At 63.6% G+C, this 20,409-nt stretch carries 15 protein-coding genes; 11 read left to right on the forward strand and 4 right to left on the reverse strand.

What is annotated here, in order from left to right; genetic code table 11:
• The first annotated feature begins 93 nt into the window (after nt 1-93).
• From E3E12_RS06270 to rodA, 3 genes are all read left to right on the forward strand, one after another.
• Nucleotides 94-588: a hypothetical protein gene (locus tag E3E12_RS06270; protein WP_141443548.1), complete on the forward strand. Its 495-nt coding sequence runs from the start codon at nt 94-96 to the stop codon at nt 586-588.
• A 116-nt stretch (nt 589-704) separates the two neighbouring features.
• On the forward strand, nt 705-2,663 hold the full coding sequence (gene mrdA, locus E3E12_RS06275; protein WP_286206885.1) for a penicillin-binding protein 2: 1,959 nt from the start codon (nt 705-707) through the stop codon (nt 2,661-2,663).
• A 127-nt stretch (nt 2,664-2,790) separates the two neighbouring features.
• A complete protein-coding gene (gene rodA, locus E3E12_RS06280) occupies nt 2,791-3,954 on the forward strand; it encodes a rod shape-determining protein RodA (protein ID WP_141443549.1) in 1,164 nt (387 codons plus the stop codon).
• 118 nt (nt 3,955-4,072) lie between these two features.
• Here rodA and glyS read toward each other — a convergent pair whose 3' ends face one another.
• Nucleotides 4,073-6,256 carry a glycine--tRNA ligase subunit beta gene (gene glyS / locus E3E12_RS06285; protein ID WP_141443550.1) on the reverse strand — a complete coding sequence of 728 codons (2,184 nt, stop codon included), beginning with the start codon at nt 6,254-6,256 and terminating at the stop codon, nt 4,073-4,075.
• A gap of 3 nt (nt 6,257-6,259) precedes the next feature.
• Nucleotides 6,260-7,174 (reverse strand): glycine--tRNA ligase subunit alpha, encoded by a 915-nt coding sequence (locus E3E12_RS06290; RefSeq protein WP_240810456.1) that lies wholly within the window; start codon nt 7,172-7,174, stop codon nt 6,260-6,262.
• 479 nt (nt 7,175-7,653) lie between these two features.
• Here E3E12_RS06290 and E3E12_RS06295 point away from each other — a divergent pair, with 479 nt between their 5' ends.
• The 3 genes from E3E12_RS06295 (at nt 7,654) to aspS (ending at nt 12,642) form a co-directional block, all read left to right on the forward strand.
• Nucleotides 7,654-8,745: a DUF2076 domain-containing protein gene (locus E3E12_RS06295; protein WP_141443552.1), complete on the forward strand. Its 1,092-nt coding sequence runs from the start codon at nt 7,654-7,656 to the stop codon at nt 8,743-8,745.
• Nucleotides 8,742-10,565 carry an FAD-dependent oxidoreductase gene (locus tag E3E12_RS06300; RefSeq protein WP_141443553.1) on the forward strand — a complete coding sequence of 608 codons (1,824 nt, stop codon included), beginning with the start codon at nt 8,742-8,744 and terminating at the stop codon, nt 10,563-10,565. Before E3E12_RS06295 ends, E3E12_RS06300 begins: the two co-directional genes overlap by 4 nt.
• 229 nt (nt 10,566-10,794) lie before the next feature.
• Nucleotides 10,795-12,642, forward strand: a complete 1,848-nt coding sequence (aspS, locus tag E3E12_RS06305) for an aspartate--tRNA ligase (protein WP_141443554.1) — start codon at nt 10,795-10,797, stop codon at nt 12,640-12,642.
• A gap of 21 nt (nt 12,643-12,663) precedes the next feature.
• Here aspS and E3E12_RS06310 read toward each other — a convergent pair whose 3' ends face one another.
• Both E3E12_RS06310 and E3E12_RS06315 read right to left on the reverse strand, forming a co-directional pair.
• Nucleotides 12,664-13,395: an HNH endonuclease gene (locus tag E3E12_RS06310; RefSeq protein ID WP_141443555.1), complete on the reverse strand. Its 732-nt coding sequence runs from the start codon at nt 13,393-13,395 to the stop codon at nt 12,664-12,666.
• Nucleotides 13,396-13,437: 42 nt separating this feature from the next.
• Nucleotides 13,438-14,250, reverse strand: a complete 813-nt coding sequence (locus E3E12_RS06315) for an exodeoxyribonuclease III (protein ID WP_141443556.1) — start codon at nt 14,248-14,250, stop codon at nt 13,438-13,440.
• A 114-nt stretch (nt 14,251-14,364) separates the two neighbouring features.
• On the opposite strand from E3E12_RS06315, the gene E3E12_RS06320 reads away from it, so the two are divergent.
• The 5 genes from E3E12_RS06320 to tatC all read left to right on the forward strand — a co-directional run bounded on the left by E3E12_RS06320 (nt 14,365) and on the right by tatC (nt 20,407).
• Nucleotides 14,365-15,576, forward strand: coding sequence for a deoxyguanosinetriphosphate triphosphohydrolase (locus E3E12_RS06320; RefSeq protein ID WP_141443557.1), 1,212 nt, complete (start codon nt 14,365-14,367; stop codon nt 15,574-15,576).
• Nucleotides 15,577-15,651: 75 nt separating this feature from the next.
• Entirely contained in the window at nt 15,652-17,460 is a 1,809-nt protein-coding gene (gene argS, locus E3E12_RS06325) for an arginine--tRNA ligase (protein WP_141443558.1), read from the forward strand.
• 104 nt (nt 17,461-17,564) lie between these two features.
• Nucleotides 17,565-18,836 (forward strand): SPOR domain-containing protein, encoded by a 1,272-nt coding sequence (locus tag E3E12_RS06330; protein ID WP_141443559.1) that lies wholly within the window; start codon nt 17,565-17,567, stop codon nt 18,834-18,836.
• A gap of 24 nt (nt 18,837-18,860) precedes the next feature.
• Complete coding sequence (gene tatB / locus E3E12_RS06335) at nt 18,861-19,517, forward strand: Sec-independent protein translocase protein TatB (RefSeq protein ID WP_141443560.1); 657 nt, start codon at nt 18,861-18,863, stop codon at nt 19,515-19,517.
• Between the two features lie 116 nt (nt 19,518-19,633).
• The gene (tatC, locus tag E3E12_RS06340) at nt 19,634-20,407 is read left to right on the forward strand and encodes a twin-arginine translocase subunit TatC (protein WP_141444139.1); all 774 of its coding nucleotides are present in this window, start codon (nt 19,634-19,636) and stop codon (nt 20,405-20,407) included.
• Nucleotides 20,408-20,409 lie beyond the last annotated feature (2 nt).

Here is a 20,409-nt window from a genome sequence, read left to right on the forward strand (position 1 = left end):
CTATGGACACATGGCGCTGGTTGACTTCCAGGGTGGGTTGCTGGTGTGCGGCAAGGGGGCCCATAGTCAGCCCCTGACAGGGGAAGGATCATTTTGAGACGTTTCTTGATGTGCTTGGGGCCTTTGTGCCTGGTTGTTCTGTTCGCCCTGGTGCTGTCAGCGCCTTTTGGGCTGCCTGGCCAGGACAGTTTGGCCCATGTGCTTATTTTGGGTACGGTTTGGTTGTGGGCGCTTTACCGGCCAGATGCTATGGCGCTTTGGTCTGTCGTGCTGGGTGGGTTGGCAGCTGAACTGCTGCTGGGTGGACCGCCAGGCGTCTTGTTTTTCTGGATGTTGGTCACATATGCTATAGGCAGCACACATGTTGGGCAGCCCCAGGCTGGATTCTTGGCCAGTTGGGTTACCTTCATGCTGCTGGTGGCGGGTGGGGCCGTGACGGAATGGTGCTTGGCCTCGCTTCATGCCCTAACGATTTTTTCATTCCTGCCGGTTATGTTCCAATTTGCGCTGGGGGCGGGCATCTACCCCCTGCTTTATGCTTTTTTCATGTGGGAGCAGCGCCGGCCCTCTCAAAGGATGCGTTCCTGAAAAACCAGCCCTGCATGCCAAACCGGCCACTGGCCAACCAATCCCCTGCCTGCTTGGTTGCCAGCTGCCCTGTGTTATCCTGCCGGTGTCTTCCGGCCTGTCCGTGACGGCCTGCTATGATGTTTAAACGCCTTTTCGCACTCCTGCCCCGCTGGGGTAGCTCCCGCCCTTCCTTCGATGCCAGCGGCACGACCCACCAGACCGAACTTCTGGAGGGCCAGGGCCACGGGCACAATGTATTCACCCGCCGCGCCCTTTTGGTCATGGCGGCGCAGGGCAGCATTCTGGGTTTGTTGGGCAATCGCCTCTACAACTTGCAGCTGCTGGAGGGGGACGCCCTTAAAGAGAAGGCGCGCCGCAACCGCACAAGCAAGCGCTACCTGGCCCCGCCGCGCGGGCTGATTGTGGACAGGGCCGGGGTCACGGTGGCGGGCAACCGCGTTAATTGGCGGGCTGTCATCACCATTGAGGATCTGGGCAGCCTTGATGCGGCGCTGGCGAAGCTTTCGGCCATTGTGCCGCTGGATGACCACGACCGCGCCCGTATTGCGCGTGACCGCAAGCGTATGCGCCGCTTCGTCCCCCTGGTCCTGAAGGAGTTCCTAACTTGGGACGACATGGCGGCCATCAGCCTCAATGCGCCTTCCTTGCCAGGGGTATTGGTGGATGTGGGGACAACGCGCGAATACCCCTTTGATGAGTTGATGGCGCACATCGTGGGCTATGTGGCACCCCCTAATGAGAAAGACGTCCAGAAGGAGCCCATGCTGGCCCTGCCTGGCATGAGGGTGGGGCGCGCTGGCATTGAGCAGACCCAGGAAGTGGTCCTGCACGGCAAGCCTGGCTATGTCTCCTCAGAGGTGAACGCCGTTGGGCGCGTCATCAGTGAGTTGGAGCGGGTGGATGGCGTGGCGGGCAGCACGCTTGGCCTCACGCTCGATAGCGTTTTGCAAAAGCAGGTGCGCGACCGTATCGGCGGCCGCGTGGCCAGCGCTGTCGTGATGGATTGCCGCAATGGCGAGATCATGGCGATGGTCAGCACGCCTTCATTCCAGCCGGGGCTGTTTGATTCAGGCGTCAGCCATGCGCAGTGGCAAGCCTGGATGAGCGACCCGCGCGCCCCCTTGACCGATAAGGTGGTGAGTGGCCTTTACCCCCCGGGTTCCACCTTCAAGCCTGCTGTGGCGCTGGCGGCGCTCTCCACAGGTAAGGTCAGCCCCAAGGACCGCTTCCATTGTCCTGGCTATTATGATGTTGGCGGTGTGCGTTTCCACTGCTGGAACCGCCATGGCCATGGCATGGTCAACATGCGCGCTGGGCTGAAGTTTTCCTGTGACTGCTATTTTTACCAAGTGGCCAGGCGTTGCGGCATGGATGCCATCGAGCAGGCCTCTAACGCCATGGGCATGGGGGTGAAGCTGCCAATTGAACTGCCCCACGTTCATGCTGGCGTCATCCCGACCCCTGCATGGCGCAAGCGCCACGGTGGCCACTGGAACACGGGCGACACCGTCAATGCGGGCATTGGCCAGGGTTATGTGCAGGTTTCCCCGTTGGGGCTTGCCACTTACACAGCCGCCCTGGCCAGCGGCAATTTGGTGCAGCCCCATCTTGTGCGCTCCATTGAAGGGCGCTTGGTGCCCCCAGCCCAGCCCAAAAAGCTGCCCTTCACCGAGGAGCAGCTCTCTGTGGTGCGGGGCGGCATGTACGCGGTGGTGAATGAGCCCTATGGGTCTGGCTCGCGTGCGCGGCTGGACATGCCAGGCATTCAGTTGGCTGGCAAAACGGGCTCCGCCCAGGTGCGCCACGTCTCCCGCGCGCTGCGTGAAAGCGGGCACTTCAATTCCATGAAGCTGCCTTGGGAATACAGGCCCCACGCGCTATTCATCTGCTATGCGCCTTATAAAAACCCGCGCTATGCCGTGGCCGTGATTGTTGAGCACGGCAATGCTGGCGGCAAGGAGGCAGCACCCCTTGCGCGTGATATCATGGCAGACACCCTGCGGCGCGACCCTGCGCGCCGTGGCCAGAAAACAGAAGGCTTCGTGGCGCAGGCTGGCCCTGTCAATGGCTGAAGGCTAAAACATGCCAAGCCTTGGTGAGGGGCGCAGCGTCATGCGCAGCGCCTCTATGGTTTGAAGCAGGGCGTGCCCCAACGCAGCCTTGGCGGCGACCTGCTGCCACCCTGATGAGAGGACGCTGATGAGACCTTCCGCCATGAGGCGCCTGCGCCGCCGTGAACCGTCTTTTCACCTGTTTTCCTACCTCAGGCAGATCAACTGGTTTTTCGTGCTGTTGGTCTGCGCCTTAGCTGGCGTTGGCTACATTGCGCTCTATTCAGCTGGGGGTGGGTCGGCAAAGCCTTTCGCAGGGCCGCAGCTTCTCCGATTCATGGGGGGAGTGGTGCTGATGCTGGGCACGGCTTTGCTCAGCCCACGCGTGCTCAAGGTGCTGTCCTGGCCGATTTACGCTGCCTCCATCACTCTTTTGGCCCTTGTGCTGCGCATGGGCCATGTGGGCAAAGGGGCTGAACGCTGGATTAACCTGGGTGGGTTCCAGTTCCAGCCTTCAGAATTCGCCAAAATCGCCCTCGTCCTGGTACTGGCAACATGGTTCAGCAGGGTGAACTGGAAGCGCGTTGGCAATCCGCTTAACCTTATCATCCCTGCTGTGTTGACCTTGGTGCCTGTCGTCCTGATTTTGAAGGAGCCAAACCTGGGCACTGGCACCATCGTGGCCGTCCTCGGCGCGGTGATGTTCTTTGGGGCAGGCATGCGCTGGTGGCAGATCATCCTGCTGGTGGCACCTGTGCCGTTCCTGGGCAATTTCATTTACGACCATCTGCACGATTACCAAAAAGCGCGCATCGACACGTTCCTCCACCCTGAGCATGACCCGCTGGGCGCTGGCTACAACATCCTTCAGTCACGCATCGCGCTGGGTTCTGGTGGCATGTGGGGCAATGGCTACCTTCACGGCAGCCAGGGGCAGCTCAACTTTCTGCCTGAAAAGCAGACGGACTTCATCTTCACCACCATTGGGGAGGAATGGGGGTTCAGCGGTGCCTTGATTGTTATTCTGCTTCTGGGGCTGGTCACGTTAAGTGGCATGGTCATGGCCGTGCGCTGCCGCAACCGTTTTGGCCGGTTGCTGGCGCTTGGCATTTCCATGGATTTCTTCCTCTACTGCGCTGTCAATTTGTCTATGGTTATGGGGGCCATTCCGGTGGGCGGCGTGCCGCTGCCGCTGATATCCTATGGTGGGTCTGCCATGCTGACTATGATGTTTGGCTTTGGGTTGCTGATGTCCTCCTGGGTGCACCGCAACCAAACTGACAAAATCGAGCACAAGCTCGATTACCACTGAGGACATCTGGGCGGCCGCCCCGCTGAAAAGCTGGAGGGGTGAGGCATTGATAAAAAGTTGAAGCCCCAACCAGGTGGCACTTGGTGGCGCCACCCTTGCAAGGGTGCCAGGGCGCCCCTCAGCCTGTGAGTTTTGAGAAGTCAGCCACCCTGTCCACATTGCTGACGAAGCCTTGCAGCAGGCGCAGGCGGTTGCGGCGCAAGGCTGGGTCGTCAGCATTGACGGTAACAGCGCCAAAGAAGTCCTCCATAACGCCCTGGAGGGGGGCAAGGGCCTTCATGGCGCCCTGGAAGTCCCCCTGCCCCAAGGCCCCTTCGGCTGCCTGGCTGGCCTGGGCCAGTTCCTGGGCAAGCCTGCGCTCTTCCCCCTGCTGGAAAAGCCCCTCATTCACAGCGCCTTTGTGGGGGCCGTCCTTTTTGTTCTCAATGCGCAAGATGTTGCCAGCGCGCTTGTAAGCTTGCAGTAGCTGCGCGCCAGCTGGAGTTTCCAGCATGGCGGCCAGGGCTGCCACACGCGCAAGCAGGCGCGTGAGGTCACCATCAAGCCCTTGGCTGAACAGCGCGCCTGGGCGTGGCTGGCTGCTGGCCAGCGTGGCGTCCAGGACGTCATGGCGCTGGCCCTCGCTGCGCAGCTGGACTTTCAACCGCTCAGCCAGGAAGCCTTCCAAGGCCTGGAGGGCGCTTTTGTCCCCCGCCGCCTTGGCAATGGCTGCGTAAGGAGCGGCAGCCTTGGTCAGGAGGTCATCAAGGTTAATGTGGAGGCCATTGTCACGCACCAGGCGGATGACGGCGATGGCAGCGCGGCGCAGGCCGTAAGGGTCGCCAGAACCTGTGGGGGTTTCGCCCATGGCGAAGAACCCAGCCAGCATGTCCAGCCTGTCCGCCAAGGCCACCGCCACGGAAACCGGCTTAGAAGGCACGTTGTCCTGGGCGCCGCGGGGCATGTAGTGCTCGCCCACAGCGTCTGCGATGGCTTCGCCCTCACCATCATGGCGGGCATAGTGCCCTCCCATGACGCCCTGCACTTCAGGGAATTCCCCCACCATGCCCGTGGTGAGGTCGGCTTTGGCCAGCAGCCCTGCTCGTTCAGCCTGGGCCTGCTGCTGGGGGGGCAGGCCCATGGCCGCGGCCACAGCACCAGCAAGGCGGCTGATGCGCTCAGCGCGGGCTTTCTGCGTTCCCAGCTTGGCATGGAAGGTGACCGCGCCCAGGTCATCCACGCGGCTGGCCAGGGTGCGCTTGCGGTCCAAGTTCCAGAAATGACGCGCGTCAGCAAAGCGGGCGCGCAGCACACGCTCATTGCCAGCAATGCACAGCGCCCCGCCATCATCAAAGGCCTTGTTGGCGATGACCACAAACCAGGGCGCGGCCTGCTGGTCCTGCCCAGGCTGGCGGGTGGCGAAATAGCGCTGGTTGACGCGCATGGAGACCTGCATGACCTCTGGCGGCAAATCCATGAACTGCGCTTCAATAGCGCCAGCCAGGGGAACGGGCCATTCCGTCAGGCCAGCCACTTCCCGCACCAGCCCTTCATCAGGCACAAGTTCGGCCCCCTTGGCGCTGGCCTGCTTCTGGGCGCCCTCACGCACAAGGCGCTGGCGCTCTTGCGGGTCCACCAGCACAAAGCGCTTGGCCAGCTCAGTGCGCCATTGCTCTGCACTGCTGATTGTGAAGGGGCCTGGCGCCATGAAGCGGTGCCCTTCCGTCTGGTTGGAGGCGGCAAGGCCGTGGGCCTTGTCCCCTGCGCGCTCCAAGCTGAAAGGTACGGTCTGCCCATCAAGCAGGCAGGCAATGCGCCGCAATGGCCTAATCCAGGTAAAGGCCGTCCCCTGGCCCCAGCGCATGGTTTTGGGCCAGGGGAAGTTCCAGAGGATTTCAGGCACGTGCTCAGCTACTAACGCCGCTGCATTCACAGCGGGCAGGCGCTTGGCAAGCACCCAGTAATCATTTTCCACCCGCAGCGTTAGGCCCCGGCCCAGATCGTAGCCAGCGGCGCCTTGGGCAGCCACTTCCGCCGCTGGGGGGAGGGTGGCTTCAGCAACGCCATGCTTACGCAGGAATCCGGCCAAGGCCTTGGGCGGGGCGGACAGGCGGGGGCCGCGCTGCTCCTCCAGCCGCTCTGGCACGCCTTCGTCCACTTCCAGCACGGCAGCCACATGGCGCGGCGTGGAGAAGGCCTGCCCTTGGCGCGGGTTAAGGGGGGCCAGGGCCGCTTGCAGCAGCTTCAGCAAGTCTGCGGCGGCGCTTTCCTGGAGGTAGGCTGGGATTTCCTCGCTGAAAAGGTCAAGAAGGAGTTCTGCCACGGTTCAGGCTCCGGCGCTGGTTGGGGGCTGGGTGTTGGGTGAAGCGGTGCTTGGGGCGCTGTCGCCAGCCAGCCAGGCCTCGCTGGAGGCACGCGCGAGGTTGCGCACGCGCCCAATATAGGAGGCGCGCTCAGCAACGGAAATCACCCCGCGCGCGTCAAGCAGGTTAAACAGGTGGGAGGCCTTCAGGCACTGGTCATAGGCTGGCTGGGCCACCCCTGCCGCAGCCAGGCGCTGGCTTTCAGCTTCGGCTGCGTTGAAGTTGCGCAGCAGCATGGCCGTGTCGGCAAGTTCGAAATTGTGCCGGGAGTAGTCGCGCTCAGCACGCAGGAAAACATCGCCGTATTTGAGGCCGCGCCCGTTGTAGTCAAGGTCGTAGACGTTCTCCACCCCTTGGACGTACATCGCCAAGCGCTCCAGACCGTAGGTCAGCTCCACGGAGGGGACAACGGTGGGTATGCCGCCAACCTGCTGGAAATAGGTGAACTGCGTTACCTCCATGCCGTCACACCAAACCTCCCAGCCAAGCCCCCAGGCGCCGATGGTGGGGTTTTCCCAGTCGTCCTCCACAAAGCGGATGTCATGCTTATCTGGGTCGATGCCAATGGCGCGGTAACTGTCCAAAAGCAGCTTCTGGCTGTCTTCAGGGGTGGGTTTCAGCAACACTTGGTACTGGTAGTAATGCTGCAGCCTGTTGGGGTTTTCCCCGTAGCGCCCATCTGAAGGGCGGCGGCAGGGCTGGACGTAGGCTACTTTCCAGGGCGTTGGCCCCAGCGCGCGCAGCGCTGTGAAGGGGGAGAGGGTGCCTGCCCCCACCTCGCTATCATAACCTTGCAACAGCGCGCAGCCTTGGTCACTCCAGAAGTGGTTGAGCCGCAGAATGAGTTCCTGAAAGGACGGTGGGCGCGTGGCAGACAAGGGGGGCACTCCAGCAAGGGTGGAACGGTGGCGTGGCTGGCACCTGGCCTGGCCGGCAAGGAAGAGGAAGCCAGTACAGGGCATGGAACTGTGCCAGGCCGCCCTTCCATAAACCATTAACGCCTTGCTGTGCAGGGCCAATCCTGGTGGTCAGGGTTCAAGGAGGCGCTGTGGCCGGGTTTAGGGTGGGGGGTTGAACGCCGCCCTTGCCCTGTGCGCTGCCAGCACAGGCGGTTGCTAGGGTGGATGGCTGACTTGACGCAGGGCCAAGCTTGACGCAGGGCAAAGCACCAAAGACCGCCCACCTCACGTGCCTGCGGATTGATTGCCAAGGGGTGCCCTGCCAAAGCTGGATGGTGCAGCGGCCTTTCCCATGGCAGGATGGGCGCAGGCCTGGTGGCCCAAACCGCCTGGCCGGGCGCCTTGCCTGGGCAAGGTGCAGCGCACGGGCCAGTTCGGCCATTTGAGGGAGGCTTCTCATGAACAATGAAGACCGCGACGTCATCAACCAGTTTTTCACCCGTGTGAGTGACGCTGGCTCCAAAGGGCACGCTTTGGCGCCCGTTGATCCAGACGCCAACGCCTTGATTGAAAAAAACCTCAAGGCTGACCCCACGGCCGCTTACCGCATCACGCAAATGGCAATTGTGGAGGAAATGGCCCTCAACCGTGCCCAGGCCCGCATCAACCAGCTGGAGCAGGCCGTCCGTCAACTCCAGCAGGAGAACACGCGCTTGAACCAAGCAGTCCAGCAACTGCAGCAAAACCAAAACCAGGCTGCCAGCGCGCCCGCAGCCAAGGGCGGCTTCCTTTCAGGGTTGTTTGGTGGCCACAGCCAAGCCCCCCAGCCGGGGCGTGCCCAGCCAAGCGCCATGCCGCCAGGCTGGGGGCCGGCGCGCCAAGCCCCTCAGCCCCAGCAACCCATGGGCGGCCCCACCCCCACCTATGCCGCGCCATCAGGGCCAGCCATGGCTTATGGTGCACCCGCCATGGGTGGTGGGGGCAGTGGCTTCCTGGGGTCTGCCCTGTCCACAGCTGCCGGCGTGGCTGGTGGTATGATGGCGGCCAACGCGTTGAGCGGCCTGTTCCACCACAGCGGCGCTACTGAGGGGGGCATCGGGTCCGGGGGCATTGGTTCAGGCGCAAGCCAGGGCGTGCCTGGCGCTGCAGGGGCTGCTGGTGGTGCCATGGCGGGCGCCAACAGTGACGCCTCCTCCAATGCTGTGGATGGCAGTGACCCCTTTAGCGGTGAAGGTGCTGCGGCCTCTGGTTTCAGTGGCAGCGATTTTGCCCAGCCCCAGGACGCTCAACCCCAGGACAGTGGCGCTGCCCCCGACCCTGCAGCCGCCACAGGTTGGGGCGAGCCTTCCACCACGTCTGACCAGGGTTTTTCCAATCAGGATTTCTCCGATCAAAGCGTCCCTGACCAAAGCGCCCCAGCACCTGATGAAAGCGCCAGTGGTGGTGATTCCTCCTGGGGCTCATGGGGCAGCGATGGTGGTTCTGACGCCAGCTCTGATGGTGGCTGGGGCGGTGATGATGGCGGCAGCAGCGCTGACGACGTGTTTTGAGCACCCCAGAACAACCCCAAAGCACCCCTTCAGCCAGCACCGCCCCAAATAAAAAACCTGGGGAGGAGGCGGCCCCTGCCCTGCTGACTTTCGAGGGGCCCCATGAAAGCCCGCCCGCCGCGGGGGCAGGCCCCCTTGAGGAGCCAGGCTTCAAGGATGTGGTGGCCCTGGGGGATTTGAAGGAGGGTGAAATGGCCCCCTTCACTGTTGATGGCGTGTCCATGGTGCTGGTGCTGCTGGGGGGGGAGGTGCACGCCCTTGGCGGCAAATGCCCCCACAGGGGCGCCCCCATGGCCCAGGGCGCAGCCTGCCACAGCCTGGACCATGGCCCTGTGGTGGTGTGCCCTTGGCACAAAGCCGTGTTCAGCGCCGCCACAGGCGCCCTGGAGCAGCCACCGGCCTTCGCCCCCCTGCCACGCTACCCAGTGCGCGTTCAGGTGGGGCGTGTTCAGGTGCGGCCTGTGCCCCTGCCCGTGCCTGAGGCCCCGCCAACGGGGGGGGGGCAGTCCGTTCTGGTGTTGGGGGGTGGTGCTGCGGCTGCTAGTGCGCTCTACACCCTGCGGGAGCTGGGTTTCGCTGGCACAGTGACGCTGGTCCATGATGAGCCGGAACTGCCTTACGACCGCACCGTCCTGTGCAAGTCGCTGCTTTTGGCTGACCCTAAGCGCATCAAGGCGCCTTTGCTGCTGGACAAGGACTGGTACGCTGCCCATGGCGTGCGGTGCGTCCATGGCCATGTCACCCGTTTTGACGCGCAAACGCGTAGGGCCAGCCTGGATGACGGCCTGCAGCTGACGGCCAGCCACGTCATCCTGGCCATGGGGGGGCAGGCACGCATGGTGCCTGTGCCAGGCTGCACCCTGGAAGGTGTCTATGTTCTGCACAACCAGGCCCAGGCCAGGCGCATCGCCGCCACAGTGACGCCCGACCAGGCCGTTGTGCTGGTTGGCGGCGACCTGGTGTGCCTGGAGGTGGCCGCTACACTGCGCCAGAAAGGCGTTGGCGTGACGGTTGTGGCCCCCCATCCCCTGCCGGTGGCGGCCACCTTCACCATAGCGGTGGCCAATCGCCTGGTGCGCCTGCATGAGGAGAACGGCGTTGCTTTTGTGTTTGACGCTGACTTGAAAGCCATTTACGGCGCTGGCTCCGTTTTTGGCGTTGAGTTGAGCGATGGTATGCGCATTCCCTGCACCCATGTTTTGGTGGGGGCTGGCGAACTGCCTCAGGCAGAGGCCGTGGCAGGGGTAGAGAAGTCCCCAGAGGGCGCCGTTGTAGTTGACGAATCCATGAAGGCCGCCAGCCATGTCTACGCTGTTGGCGATATGGCGAGCATTCGAAGGGGCAGTGAAGGAGGGCTTTTCAGCCCAGGCCATTGGCGACCAGCTGAAATTGGCGGCCGCGTGGCAGCGCTTTCTATCATGGGTAGCCCTGTGCGTGATTTGCCAGTGCCCTGGTTCTGGACACAACAATATGGCAGGCGCGTTGAATATTGCGGTTGGGGGGAACCTTTTGATGCGGTGGAGGTCAGGGGAAGCTTGGAAAGCTTCGATTTCATGGCCTTCTGCTGGCAGGGCAGCCGTGTTGTGGGCCTGGTGGCGTGCGGTCACACGCGCGCCATGTGCCAAGCGGTGGTGGATTTTGACCGCTTTGTGCGTGACGAAGCCCCCCAGCCACCCCATTTGCGCCCCGCAAACCCTGTAATCACTGACGCGCAAGCAGAAGGTGGCCAGAGCGCCACGGCTGGCCAAAGGCACGGTGATGGCGCGCCACCCTCTCCCCCCACGCTTCTGCCCAACCCAGGGGCGGTGGGGGGGGAATAAAGCGCCCAGGGCTCCACTAGGGCCCATCCCAGGGCTGTTGCGGTATGGTGGTATGGCTGGCACCTTGACAGCTGCACCCCCTGCAGGCTTCCTGCGCCCCATGGCGTTCACGCCCACTAGGGCCAAGGTTTAACCTTTGGCACGACTGAGCCACCCTGCGGCCAGGGCACTTGCGTTTCCCTGGCTTTTTCCTTTTCACGTCTCATTTCACTGTTGAAAGCCCTGACCCATGCACGAGTACCGCACCCACACCTGCAATGATCTGCGCGCCAAGGATGCTGGTGAAACGGTGCGCCTTTCCGGATGGGTTCACAGCAAGCGCGACCATGGCGGGCTGCTTTTCATTGATTTGCGTGACAGCCACGGCATCACCCAGATCGTGGTGCCTGTGGAGGAAAGCCAGTTCAAGGACATGGCCCATCTGCGCGTTGAAAGCGTCATCACCGTTACAGGCAAGGTGGTTGTGCGCGAGGCGGGGCAGTTCAACCCCAACCTGCCCACGGGCGAGATCGAGGTGCGCGCTGAGCACATCAAGGTTCAGTCAAGCGCTGCTGTGCTGCCTTTCCAGGTGGCGGGGCAGGAGAGCTACCCTGAGGATTTGCGCCTGAAGTACCGCTACCTTGATCTGCGCCGCGACAAGATGCGCCGCAACATCCAGCTGCGCAGCAAGGTCATCGCCTCCATGCGCCGGCGCATGGTTGAGCAGGGGTTCACGGAATTCCAAACTCCCATCCTCACGGCTTCCTCCCCTGAGGGGGCGCGTGACTTCCTGGTGCCCTCACGCAATCACCCTGGCAAGTTCTACGCACTGCCCCAGGCCCCCCAGCAGTTCAAGCAGCTTGCCATGGTGGCTGGCATTGACCGTTACTTCCAGGTGGCCCCCTGCTTCCGTGACGAGGCCTCCCGCGCTGACCGCAGCCCTGGGGAGTTCTACCAGCTCGACTTCGAAATGGCCTTCGCCACGCAGGAGGACGTCTTCACCGTTTTGGAGCCAGTTCTGACAGGCCTGTTCCAGGAATTCACGCCAGAGGGCTGGAACATCACTGAAGGCGCCTTCCCGCGCATTCCCTTTGAACAGGCCATGGCTGATTACGGCTCCGACAAGCCGGACTTGCGTAATCCCCTGCGCATCAAGGACGTCACAGAGGCGTTCAAGGATTCGGGATTCGGGCTGTTTGCGCGCATCACCGCTGAGGGTGGGCGGGTGAAGGCTATCCCGGCGCCTGGCGCCGCCAGCAAGCCACGCGCCTTCTTCGACAAGCTCAATAGCTGGGCGCGTGAGCAGGGCGCTGGCGGCCTTGGTTACATCACCATCGCTGAGGACGGCACCCCTAAAGGACCCATCGCCAAGAACCTGGAGCCTGCGCGCATCGCCCAGATCGTGGCGACGTGCGGCTTGAAGAATGGCGATTCAGTTTTCTTCGCCGCTGGCAGTGACAAAAACGACGCCACCTCCAAATTCGCTGGCCAGGTACGCACCAAAGTGGCGGAGGAGCTGGACCTGATTGAGAAGAACGCTTTCCGCTTCTGCTGGGTGGTGGACTTTCCGATGTATGAACTCAATGAAGAGACGGGCAAGGTCGATTTCTCCCACAACCCCTTCTCCATGCCGCAAGGCGGGTTGGAGGCCCTCAACGGCAAGGACCCGCTGGACATCAAAGCTTACCAGTATGACATCGTCTGCAATGGTGTTGAGCTTTCCTCAGGGGCCATCCGCAACCATTTGCCTGAAGTCATGCTGCGCGCCTTTGAAATCGCAGGCTATGGTCCCGAAGTGGTGGAGGAGCGCTTTGGCGGCATGTTGAACGCCTTCCGCTATGGCGCGCCCCCCCATGGTGGCGCCGCCCCTGGCGTTGACCGCATCGTCATGCTGCTGGCTGATGAGCCCAACATTCGCGAGGTCATCCTCTTCCCGCTCAACCAAAGTGGGCAGGATTTGATGATGGAGGCGCCTGCTGCTGTGGAGCCAGAGCGCCTCAAGGAGCTTTCCATCAAGCTTGACCTGCCCAAGCCCAAGGCCACAGCTGGCAAAAGTACTGCCACCAAGCCTGCCCCCCAGACCAACCAGGCAGGCTGAAGCCCCCTCCAGGTTGTTACGTTAAGGCTGGTTGGCGCCAGCCTTAGCTGCCTGCAATTGGTGCCAAGCGTGCTCAAAACGGGGCCAAACCGCGCTTGCCCCCCATTGGGCCACGTTTTTGGCCGGCATGGGGCTGCGCGTGGCCACCAGGCGCCAGCCATCCACCACCTGACCTTGGCTGCCATGGGGGGTGATGGGCGCCAGAAGCTGGCTGGCGTTTGTGCCTGGCCGCTTGAGAAGGGCATTGGCGACAGCCAGCAAGGGGGCAGGGGTGCCCTCCAGCATGGCGCTGGCTTGCGCGCTGGCTTGGGCTAGGCAGTGTTTGGCGGCCCCGGCTTGGGTTTTCTGCTGCGCATCGCCACATTGCCGCGCCCAGGACGCCCCCTGGCACAGAGCGTTGATTTGCGCCTGGGTTAGCTCAGGCAGCCAGGCCAGCACGGCACCACGCTGGGCAGCGCGCCCTATGTGGAAAACCTGGTGGCACCAGGGGCAGAGCGTGGTCAGGTTGCTTGGGTCCATGTCAGCGTGGTCGTGGTTGCGGTGGTGCACCTCCTGGTAGGTGGGTTGCGCCAGCCCGCACCCTTGGCACGTGCCCTTGTCGCGTTTCAGTATGGCCGCCCGCGTTTGGCGCCAGGCGGCGCTTTGCAGCTGACGCTTTTCACCTTCTGTGCGCCAAGGGGTGGTTTTCACGCCCATGTGAAGGGGCACGGGGCCTTCCGCCTTAATGGTTTGGGGTGGAATGGCTGTAGTCATGGGCTTCTCCCAAGCGGAACATCCTAAGCGGAACGTGGCCCCTCAGCGCAGCTTCACCACCAAGGGCGCGTGGTCTGAGGGCTTTTCTGGCTTCTCCCCACCTAAGGTGGTGTCACGCTGCTTAGCGTCCACCTCAGCGCTTTCAAGCCTGTCGGCCAAGCGGGGGGAAAGCAGGGCCATGTCAATGCGCAGCCCAGCGCCCCGCTTACGCGCGCCCCCTTGGTAATCCCAAAAAGTGTAGCCAGCTTCCTGGGGGTGCAAAGCGCGGTAGGCATCCGTCAGGCCTAGATTGGCCAGGCGCCTGTAAGCGGCCTGTACGGATGGTAGCAGCAACGCGTCCTCAGGCGCTAAGGTGCCAGGGGCGTGGTCAAGGGGGGTGGGGCAGATGTTGAAATCCCCCATCAGGGCAAAGGGCACGTGCTTGTCCAAAAGGGCTTTGGCGCGCGCAGCCAGCGCTTCCAGGAAGGAAAGTTTAGTGGCAAGCCCCGCCTCACCCCCTGAATTGCCATTGGGCACGTAGAGGCTGGCCATGTGGATGCCAGCGCTTTCCACTTCCAGGTAGCGGGCAGCTGGGCTGCCATCCTGGGTGGTGCTGTCCACAAAGGCGGCCAAGTGGTCTTGCACCACCACCATGTCCTGCCGCCCCAGAATGGCCACACCGTTATAGGCTTTTTGGCCTTTGACGGCTGTTCTGTGGCCGCTTTGCGCAAATGTGGTTGGAAACTGACTTTCCGTGCACTTGATTTCTTGCAGCCCCAGCAAGGCGCAGTCAGGGTGGCGGTCCATCCAGCCTGCCACCAGGCCAGCCCTGGCGCGCACAGAGTTGATGTTCCAGCTTGCCAGGGTCAATGACATGGGGCAGTTCTTTCAGAAAGACTAAGGGGGGTCAGTTTTGCAGCACGCGCCACACAGGACAAACAGGTTTTTCAAGCTGGCAAACCCCAAAGCCCTCCTGGCAGGGGGCTGGGCATGACGGCGCCAGCACCAGCCACGCCTGTGGTGGCCAATGTCCTGGCACCTTATGCCGTGCAGGCCAAGCATGCGCGCGGGCGCCAGTTCGCGGAGGCGGAATCAGCCAGCCGCACCCCTTGGCAGCGTGACCGCGACCGCGTCCTCCACTCAACCGGGTTTCGCAACCTGCAGTACAAAACCCAGGTGTTCCTTAACCACCAGGGGGATTTTTTCCGCACCCGCCTGACGCACTCGCTGGAGGTAGCGCAGATCGCCCGCTCCATCGCCCGCACCCTTCAAGCCAATGAAGACCTGGCGGAGGTCATCTCCCTGGCGCATGATTTGGGCCACACCCCTTTTGGTCATGCTGGGGAGGACGCCTTGGAAGCGGCTATGGCCCCTTGGGGCGGATTTGACCACAACGTGCAGTCGTTCCGCCAGGTGACGGAGCTTGAAAACCGCTACCAGGCCTTTGATGGCCTCAACCTGACATGGGAAACCCTGGAGGGGCTCGCCAAGCACCATGGCCCTGTCAGCGTCCCGCACCCCTGGCTGGCTTCCTTCAACCAGCGCTACCCGTTGGAGCTCACCACCCATGCCTCCCTTGAGGCGCAGATAGCCGCCCTCTGCGATGACATCGCCTACCACGGTCATGACCTGGATGACGGGCTGCGCGCAGGCCTGCTGAAGTTTGAGGACATTGAGGAGGTCCCCCTCCTCAAGCAATGCCTGGAAGGGGCGCGTGCGCTTGACTGGTCGCGCTTCAGCGCGCTGGACCGCAGCCAGCGCCTGCGCCATGAAACGGTGCGCCGCGTTATCAATGCGCTGGTGGGGGACGTTATAGCCACCACCCAGACCAACCTAGCGCGCCTCAACCCGCAAAGCCCAGATGACGTGCGCCGCGCAGGACAGGCCCTGGTGGGGTTCAGCCCCGCCATGGCCCAGCGCAACAAGGAAATCCGCACCTTCCTCTACGGCCACATGTACCGCCACTGGACGGTGGCGCGCATGGGCAGCAAGGCCAAACGCGCCTTGGGGGATGTGTTCACCATCCTAGCAGGTGACACGCGCCTGCTACCGCCGCCATGGCGTGAACGTGCCCTGATGGCCGAAGCCCACGGGCAGGAGAGGGCGGCCAAGCGCGTGGTGGCTGATTACATCACCAGCATGACGGACCGTTCCGCCATGACGGAGCACCAGCGCCTCACCGACCTTTCCACATTGGGCTGAGGGCCGTTATAAGCGTGCGTACCTGTCCACGCCGCCCCACCTTTGGCCTTACCCTTTACCACACTGGTGCATGACATGACCAAGACCACGAACCCCCAGGACAACTGCCTTTTCAAAGCCATGAGGGGGCGCGTGACAGAGGCCCTGCGCCAAGTTGTGCCCGTGCTTGACGATACCGTGATGGAGCGCATCGAGGTCACCCCAACGCGTGACCCATCCCATGGCGACATGGCCACCAACGCCGCCCTGCTTTCAGCCAAGGCCGCCCGCCGCAAGCCGCGTGACATCGCTGAAGGCCTGATGGCCGCCTTGGCGCAGGACCCCTGGATTGAGCGCATGGAAGTGGCAGGGCCTGGTTTCCTCAACATCACCCTCAAGCCTGCTCTGTGGCAGGGGGTGGCCGCCACCGTCCTGCGCCAGGGGGAGGGCCGCTTTGGCCGCAGCGCCATGGGGCGCGGTGTGCGCGCCAATGTCGAGTACGTCTCAGCCAACCCCACAGGCCCCATGCATGTTGGCCATTGCCGCGGCGCCGTGGTGGGTGACGCCCTGGCTGGCCTGCTGGAGGCAGCTGGCTATGACGTCACGCGTGAGTACTACATCAATGACGCAGGCACCCAAGTGCGCGCGCTGACCTGGGCGGCTTACTGGCGCTACCTGGAGGCCATCGGCCACCCTGTGGAGGCCGAGGCCTTCGGTGCGCTGGCGCCCAACGGCCTTCAGTACCAGGGCGACTACCTCGTGCCTGTCGGGCAGGCTTTGCGCGAGCGCTTCGGCGCCAGCTTGGCTGGGCCAGACGGCGCGCCAGCTGCGCCTGAAACCTGGTACGACAAGGTCAAGCCCGTTGTCCTGGACGCCATGATGGCCGCTATCAAGCGGGACCTGGAAGACCTTGGCATCAAGCATGACCGCTTCACCAGCGAAGCCGCCATGCTGGAGGGCGGCACGGTGGAGGAAGCCATCAAGCGCCTGGAAGGCAAGGGCCTGCTGTACCAAGGCGTTCTCGAACCCCCTAAGGGCAAGCTGCCTGACGACTGGGAGCCGCGCCCGCAGACCCTTTTCCGCGCCACTGATTTTGGCGATGACGTTGACCGCGCCCTGCGCAAGGCAGATGGCACCAACACCTACTTCGCCAACGATGTTGGCTACCACGCTGATAAGGCCAGCCGCAGCGACTTGTTGATTGACGTTCTGGGCGCTGACCACGGCGGCTACGTTTCGCGTATGCGTGCCGCCGTCAAAGCGCTGAGCGAGGGCAAGACCGGGTTCGAGGTCGTTCTGTGCCAGATCGTGCGCGTGATGAAGGATGGCCAGCCCATGCGCATGTCCAAGCGCGCTGGCACCTTCGTGACCCTGCGCGACCTGCTGGAGGAAGTGGGGCGTGACGCTGTGCGCTTCACCATGCTCACCCGCAAGGCCGATGCCCAGATGGACTTCGACCTGGACGCCGTGGTGGCGCAATCGCGCGACAACCCCGTGTTCTATGTCAACTACGCCCATGCCCGCTGCCGCTCCGTCATGCGCACCGCAGCTGAGCGTCTGGGGGCGGAGGCTGTCACCGACCAGGCATTGGCTGAAGCTGACCTTTCCCTGCTTAAAGCGCCTGAGGAACTGGCGCTGCTGCGGCGCCTGGCGGCATGGCCGCGCCAAGTGGAGGCCGCAGCCACCGCGCGCGAGCCGCACCGCCTGGCCACTTATTGCGTTGACCTGGCGTCTGATTTTCATGTTCTGTGGAACAAAGGCCGTGAGGACACGGCGCTGCGCTTCATCCAGGAGGACGACCAGGCGGCCACTAAGGCACACCTGGCCTTGGTGGAGGCCACAGCGGTGGGGCTGCGTGCGGCCCTTGGCGTTCTGGGTGTCAAACCCGCTGAGGAGCTGCGCTGAACCAACTTGCTGGGCGTGAAGGGCTTAGGTGAAAACAGGGGCATGTTTTGGGCGAACCAGGTGAGACAGGGCTGATGACAGGCCCACAGGAAAGGCTAGGCAGGATGTCGGCCCCAACAGGGCACGGCCCGCAAGGGCAGGCGCACCAGCTGGCTGGCGCTGCAAGGCGCCCTGCGCCACACCACCCCAACCAGCCCCTGCCTGACCAGGAACGCTGGGATGAGGAGGGGCTGGCCGCCTTTTTCCCGCCTACGCGCTGGCAGCGCTTCAAGCGGGGCTGCGCAGCCCTATTGGGCAGTGGCGCCCAAGGCGGGGTGGAAAAGGCCCAGCGCCGTTCAGCATGGGGTATGGGGCTTGTGGCGGTTGGCACGCTGGTTGTGGGTGCTGGGGCCTGGCGCTACCAAAGTGGCGCCGCTGGTGGCACCCCCATTATCGCGCCGCCTGACATCGCCCTCAAAACCCGCCCAGCCGACCCTGGCGGCATGCAGCTGATGGCTGACGAAGGCGGTGAGGACACAGGGGGCGTGCCTGAGCACGTCCATGTTCAGGAAGCCCCTGAGGAGCCTGACCAGGCGTTGCTCAACCCGCCACCACCACCCCAGGCCACTGTGCCAGCCGCAGGGCAAGGTGGCGTGAAACTTGCCGCCAACGGCGCCCCAATTCCTGCTCCAACCCCTGCCAATGACGCTGTGGCCGCCGCCCAGGGCGCCGCTGGCAGTGCCTCTGGGCGGGTGCAGGTAGCTTCAGCCACGGCGGCGCCGCGCACCCCTGGCACGATCTTCGCTGACCCTGCGCCTGAACGCACCATCCATGACGACAGGCCCGTTGGCGATCTGTCCCAAGGCATGGCGCAGGCTGTCGACCAGGCCCCAGCCGCTGCGGAGGAAGCAGAGAACGCTGGGGGCGCCCCAGCCGACACCGCCCCTGACGGCCCTGATGACGCAGCCCCCAGCCAGGATGACCAAGCACGTGCTGAGGCAGAACGCCAAGCGCGTGCCGAACGCGCAGCCCAGGCGCGTGAGCAGGCCCGCCAAGCCCGCGCTGAAGCCGCACGCCAGGCCAGGGAGGCCAGGGAACGCGCAGCGCAAGCAGCCCAGGCGACTGCCGCTGCTAAAAGCGCCAGCGTGCCGGCCACAGGCCACGTAACGGTGCAGCTGGCGGCCCTTGGCAGCATGGAGGACGCACGCGCAACGTGGCGCCGTTACCAGCAGCGCTTCCCAGCCCTAGCTGGGCATGAGCCACGCTACCAAACCACCACGCGCGGCGGCAGGCAGTTTGTGCGGCTGCGAACGGGCGGCTTTTCTAAGGAGGGGGCGCGCCAGTTCTGTGCCAGCGTCACAGCGCGCCACATGACGTGCGCTGTGGCCAATTTCTGACCAGCCCAGCCCCAGGGGGGAGCGATGTTTGACTTCAGCTGGGCGGAAATCGCCATCCTTGTGGCCGTTGCCCTGATTTTCATCGGCCCCAAGGACCTGCCCCACGCGCTGCGCGCCTTGGCCAAGGCCATGGCGGCGTTGCGGCGCCTGGCTGCGGAATTCCAGGGACATCTTGATGAACTGGTGCGTGCTGCTGACCTCAAGGACAGCATGACGGGCGCCCCACCAAAACCCTCCAGCCCCACGGCCGCGCCGTGGGCACCCCCTGCCGCCGGGGCAGCCCAGCAGCCCTCCCAACCTTCTGGGGACCTGCCCTTGCCAGCCATGCCGCAACCACCTGCTGAGGCAGCGCTTGAGGGTGGCGGCCACAGCCCTGCCCCCTTTGCGGAAACGCCGCTGCGCACATTGCAGCAGCCCGCCCCCGCTGCACCCATGGCGGCTGAGGATTACGCCCGGGCCACCCCCATTAAGCCGCCAGCGGAACGCGGAACGCCAACGCCGCCTGTGCCGCTTCCCACCATTTTGCCACCACGCACAGCGCAGCGCCTGGCTGGGGAGATCGCCCAAAGCCACCGCCCCCCCATGCTTCCCCCCCAGGTGACCTACCACAATGGCAAGCGCGTGCTGGTGGGGCTTGAGGACGCAGCCCATCCGGAAACAACAGGGGCCACCCCTTCATGACGACCACAGGCCACCATCCCGACCCTGACCTGCGCACAGACAGCGCGCCAAGCCCTGCCGAACCTGGTGCGGAGCAAGCCCGTTCCTTCCTGGGGGAGCCACCAGGCGACAAAGCCATGCCCTTGCTTGACCATCTGGTGGAGCTGCGCCGGCGCCTGCTTTGGTGCTTGGTGACGTTCGTCCTGGCCTTTGCCGTTTGCTACCATTTCTCAGACGACATCTATCGCTTCCTGGCCGCCCCCCTGGCGCGCATCATGAAGGCGCGCGGCGAGCAGCCGCACCTGATCTACACAGCCCTTTATGAAGCCTTCTTCACCAATGTGCGCGTGGCTGTTTTCGGCGCGATGTTTCTTTCCTTCCCCATGGTGGCGGCGCAGGCCTGGATCTTCATCGCCCCTGGCCTTTACAGGAACGAGAAACGGGCCTTCCTGCCTTTCCTGGTCGCTACCCCCGTCCTGTTCCTGGCTGGCGCCGCCTTGGCCTACTATGTGGTGTTCCCTTACGCTTGGGCCTTCTTCCTGTCCTTCCAGCAGAGCGGCAGCGACAGCAGCATGGGGATTGAGCTGCAGGCGCGGGTTTCAGAATACCTCACCCTTGTCACCAAGATGATCCTGGGTTTTGGGATATGCTTTGAACTGCCTGTCGTTTTGACCTTGCTTGTGCGCTGCGGCTTGGTGACCACAGCCCAGTTGAAGCGCTTCAGGCGTTACGCTTATGTGGCGGCCTTCGCTGTGGCGGCCGTCATCGCGCCGCCAGACGCCATCACCATGCTGAGCCTGGCCATTCCGCTGGTGGCGCTTTATGAAGTGTCCATCATCGCAGCCAGCCTTGTGCAGCGCGACAGCGCCAAGGGCGCAAGCCCTGCCGGAGATGGCCAGGAAGTCGCCTGAAC

The organism is Formicincola oecophyllae (assembly GCF_006542395.2).
In the GTDB taxonomy this organism is placed as follows: domain Bacteria; phylum Pseudomonadota; class Alphaproteobacteria; order Acetobacterales; family Acetobacteraceae; genus Formicincola; species Formicincola oecophyllae.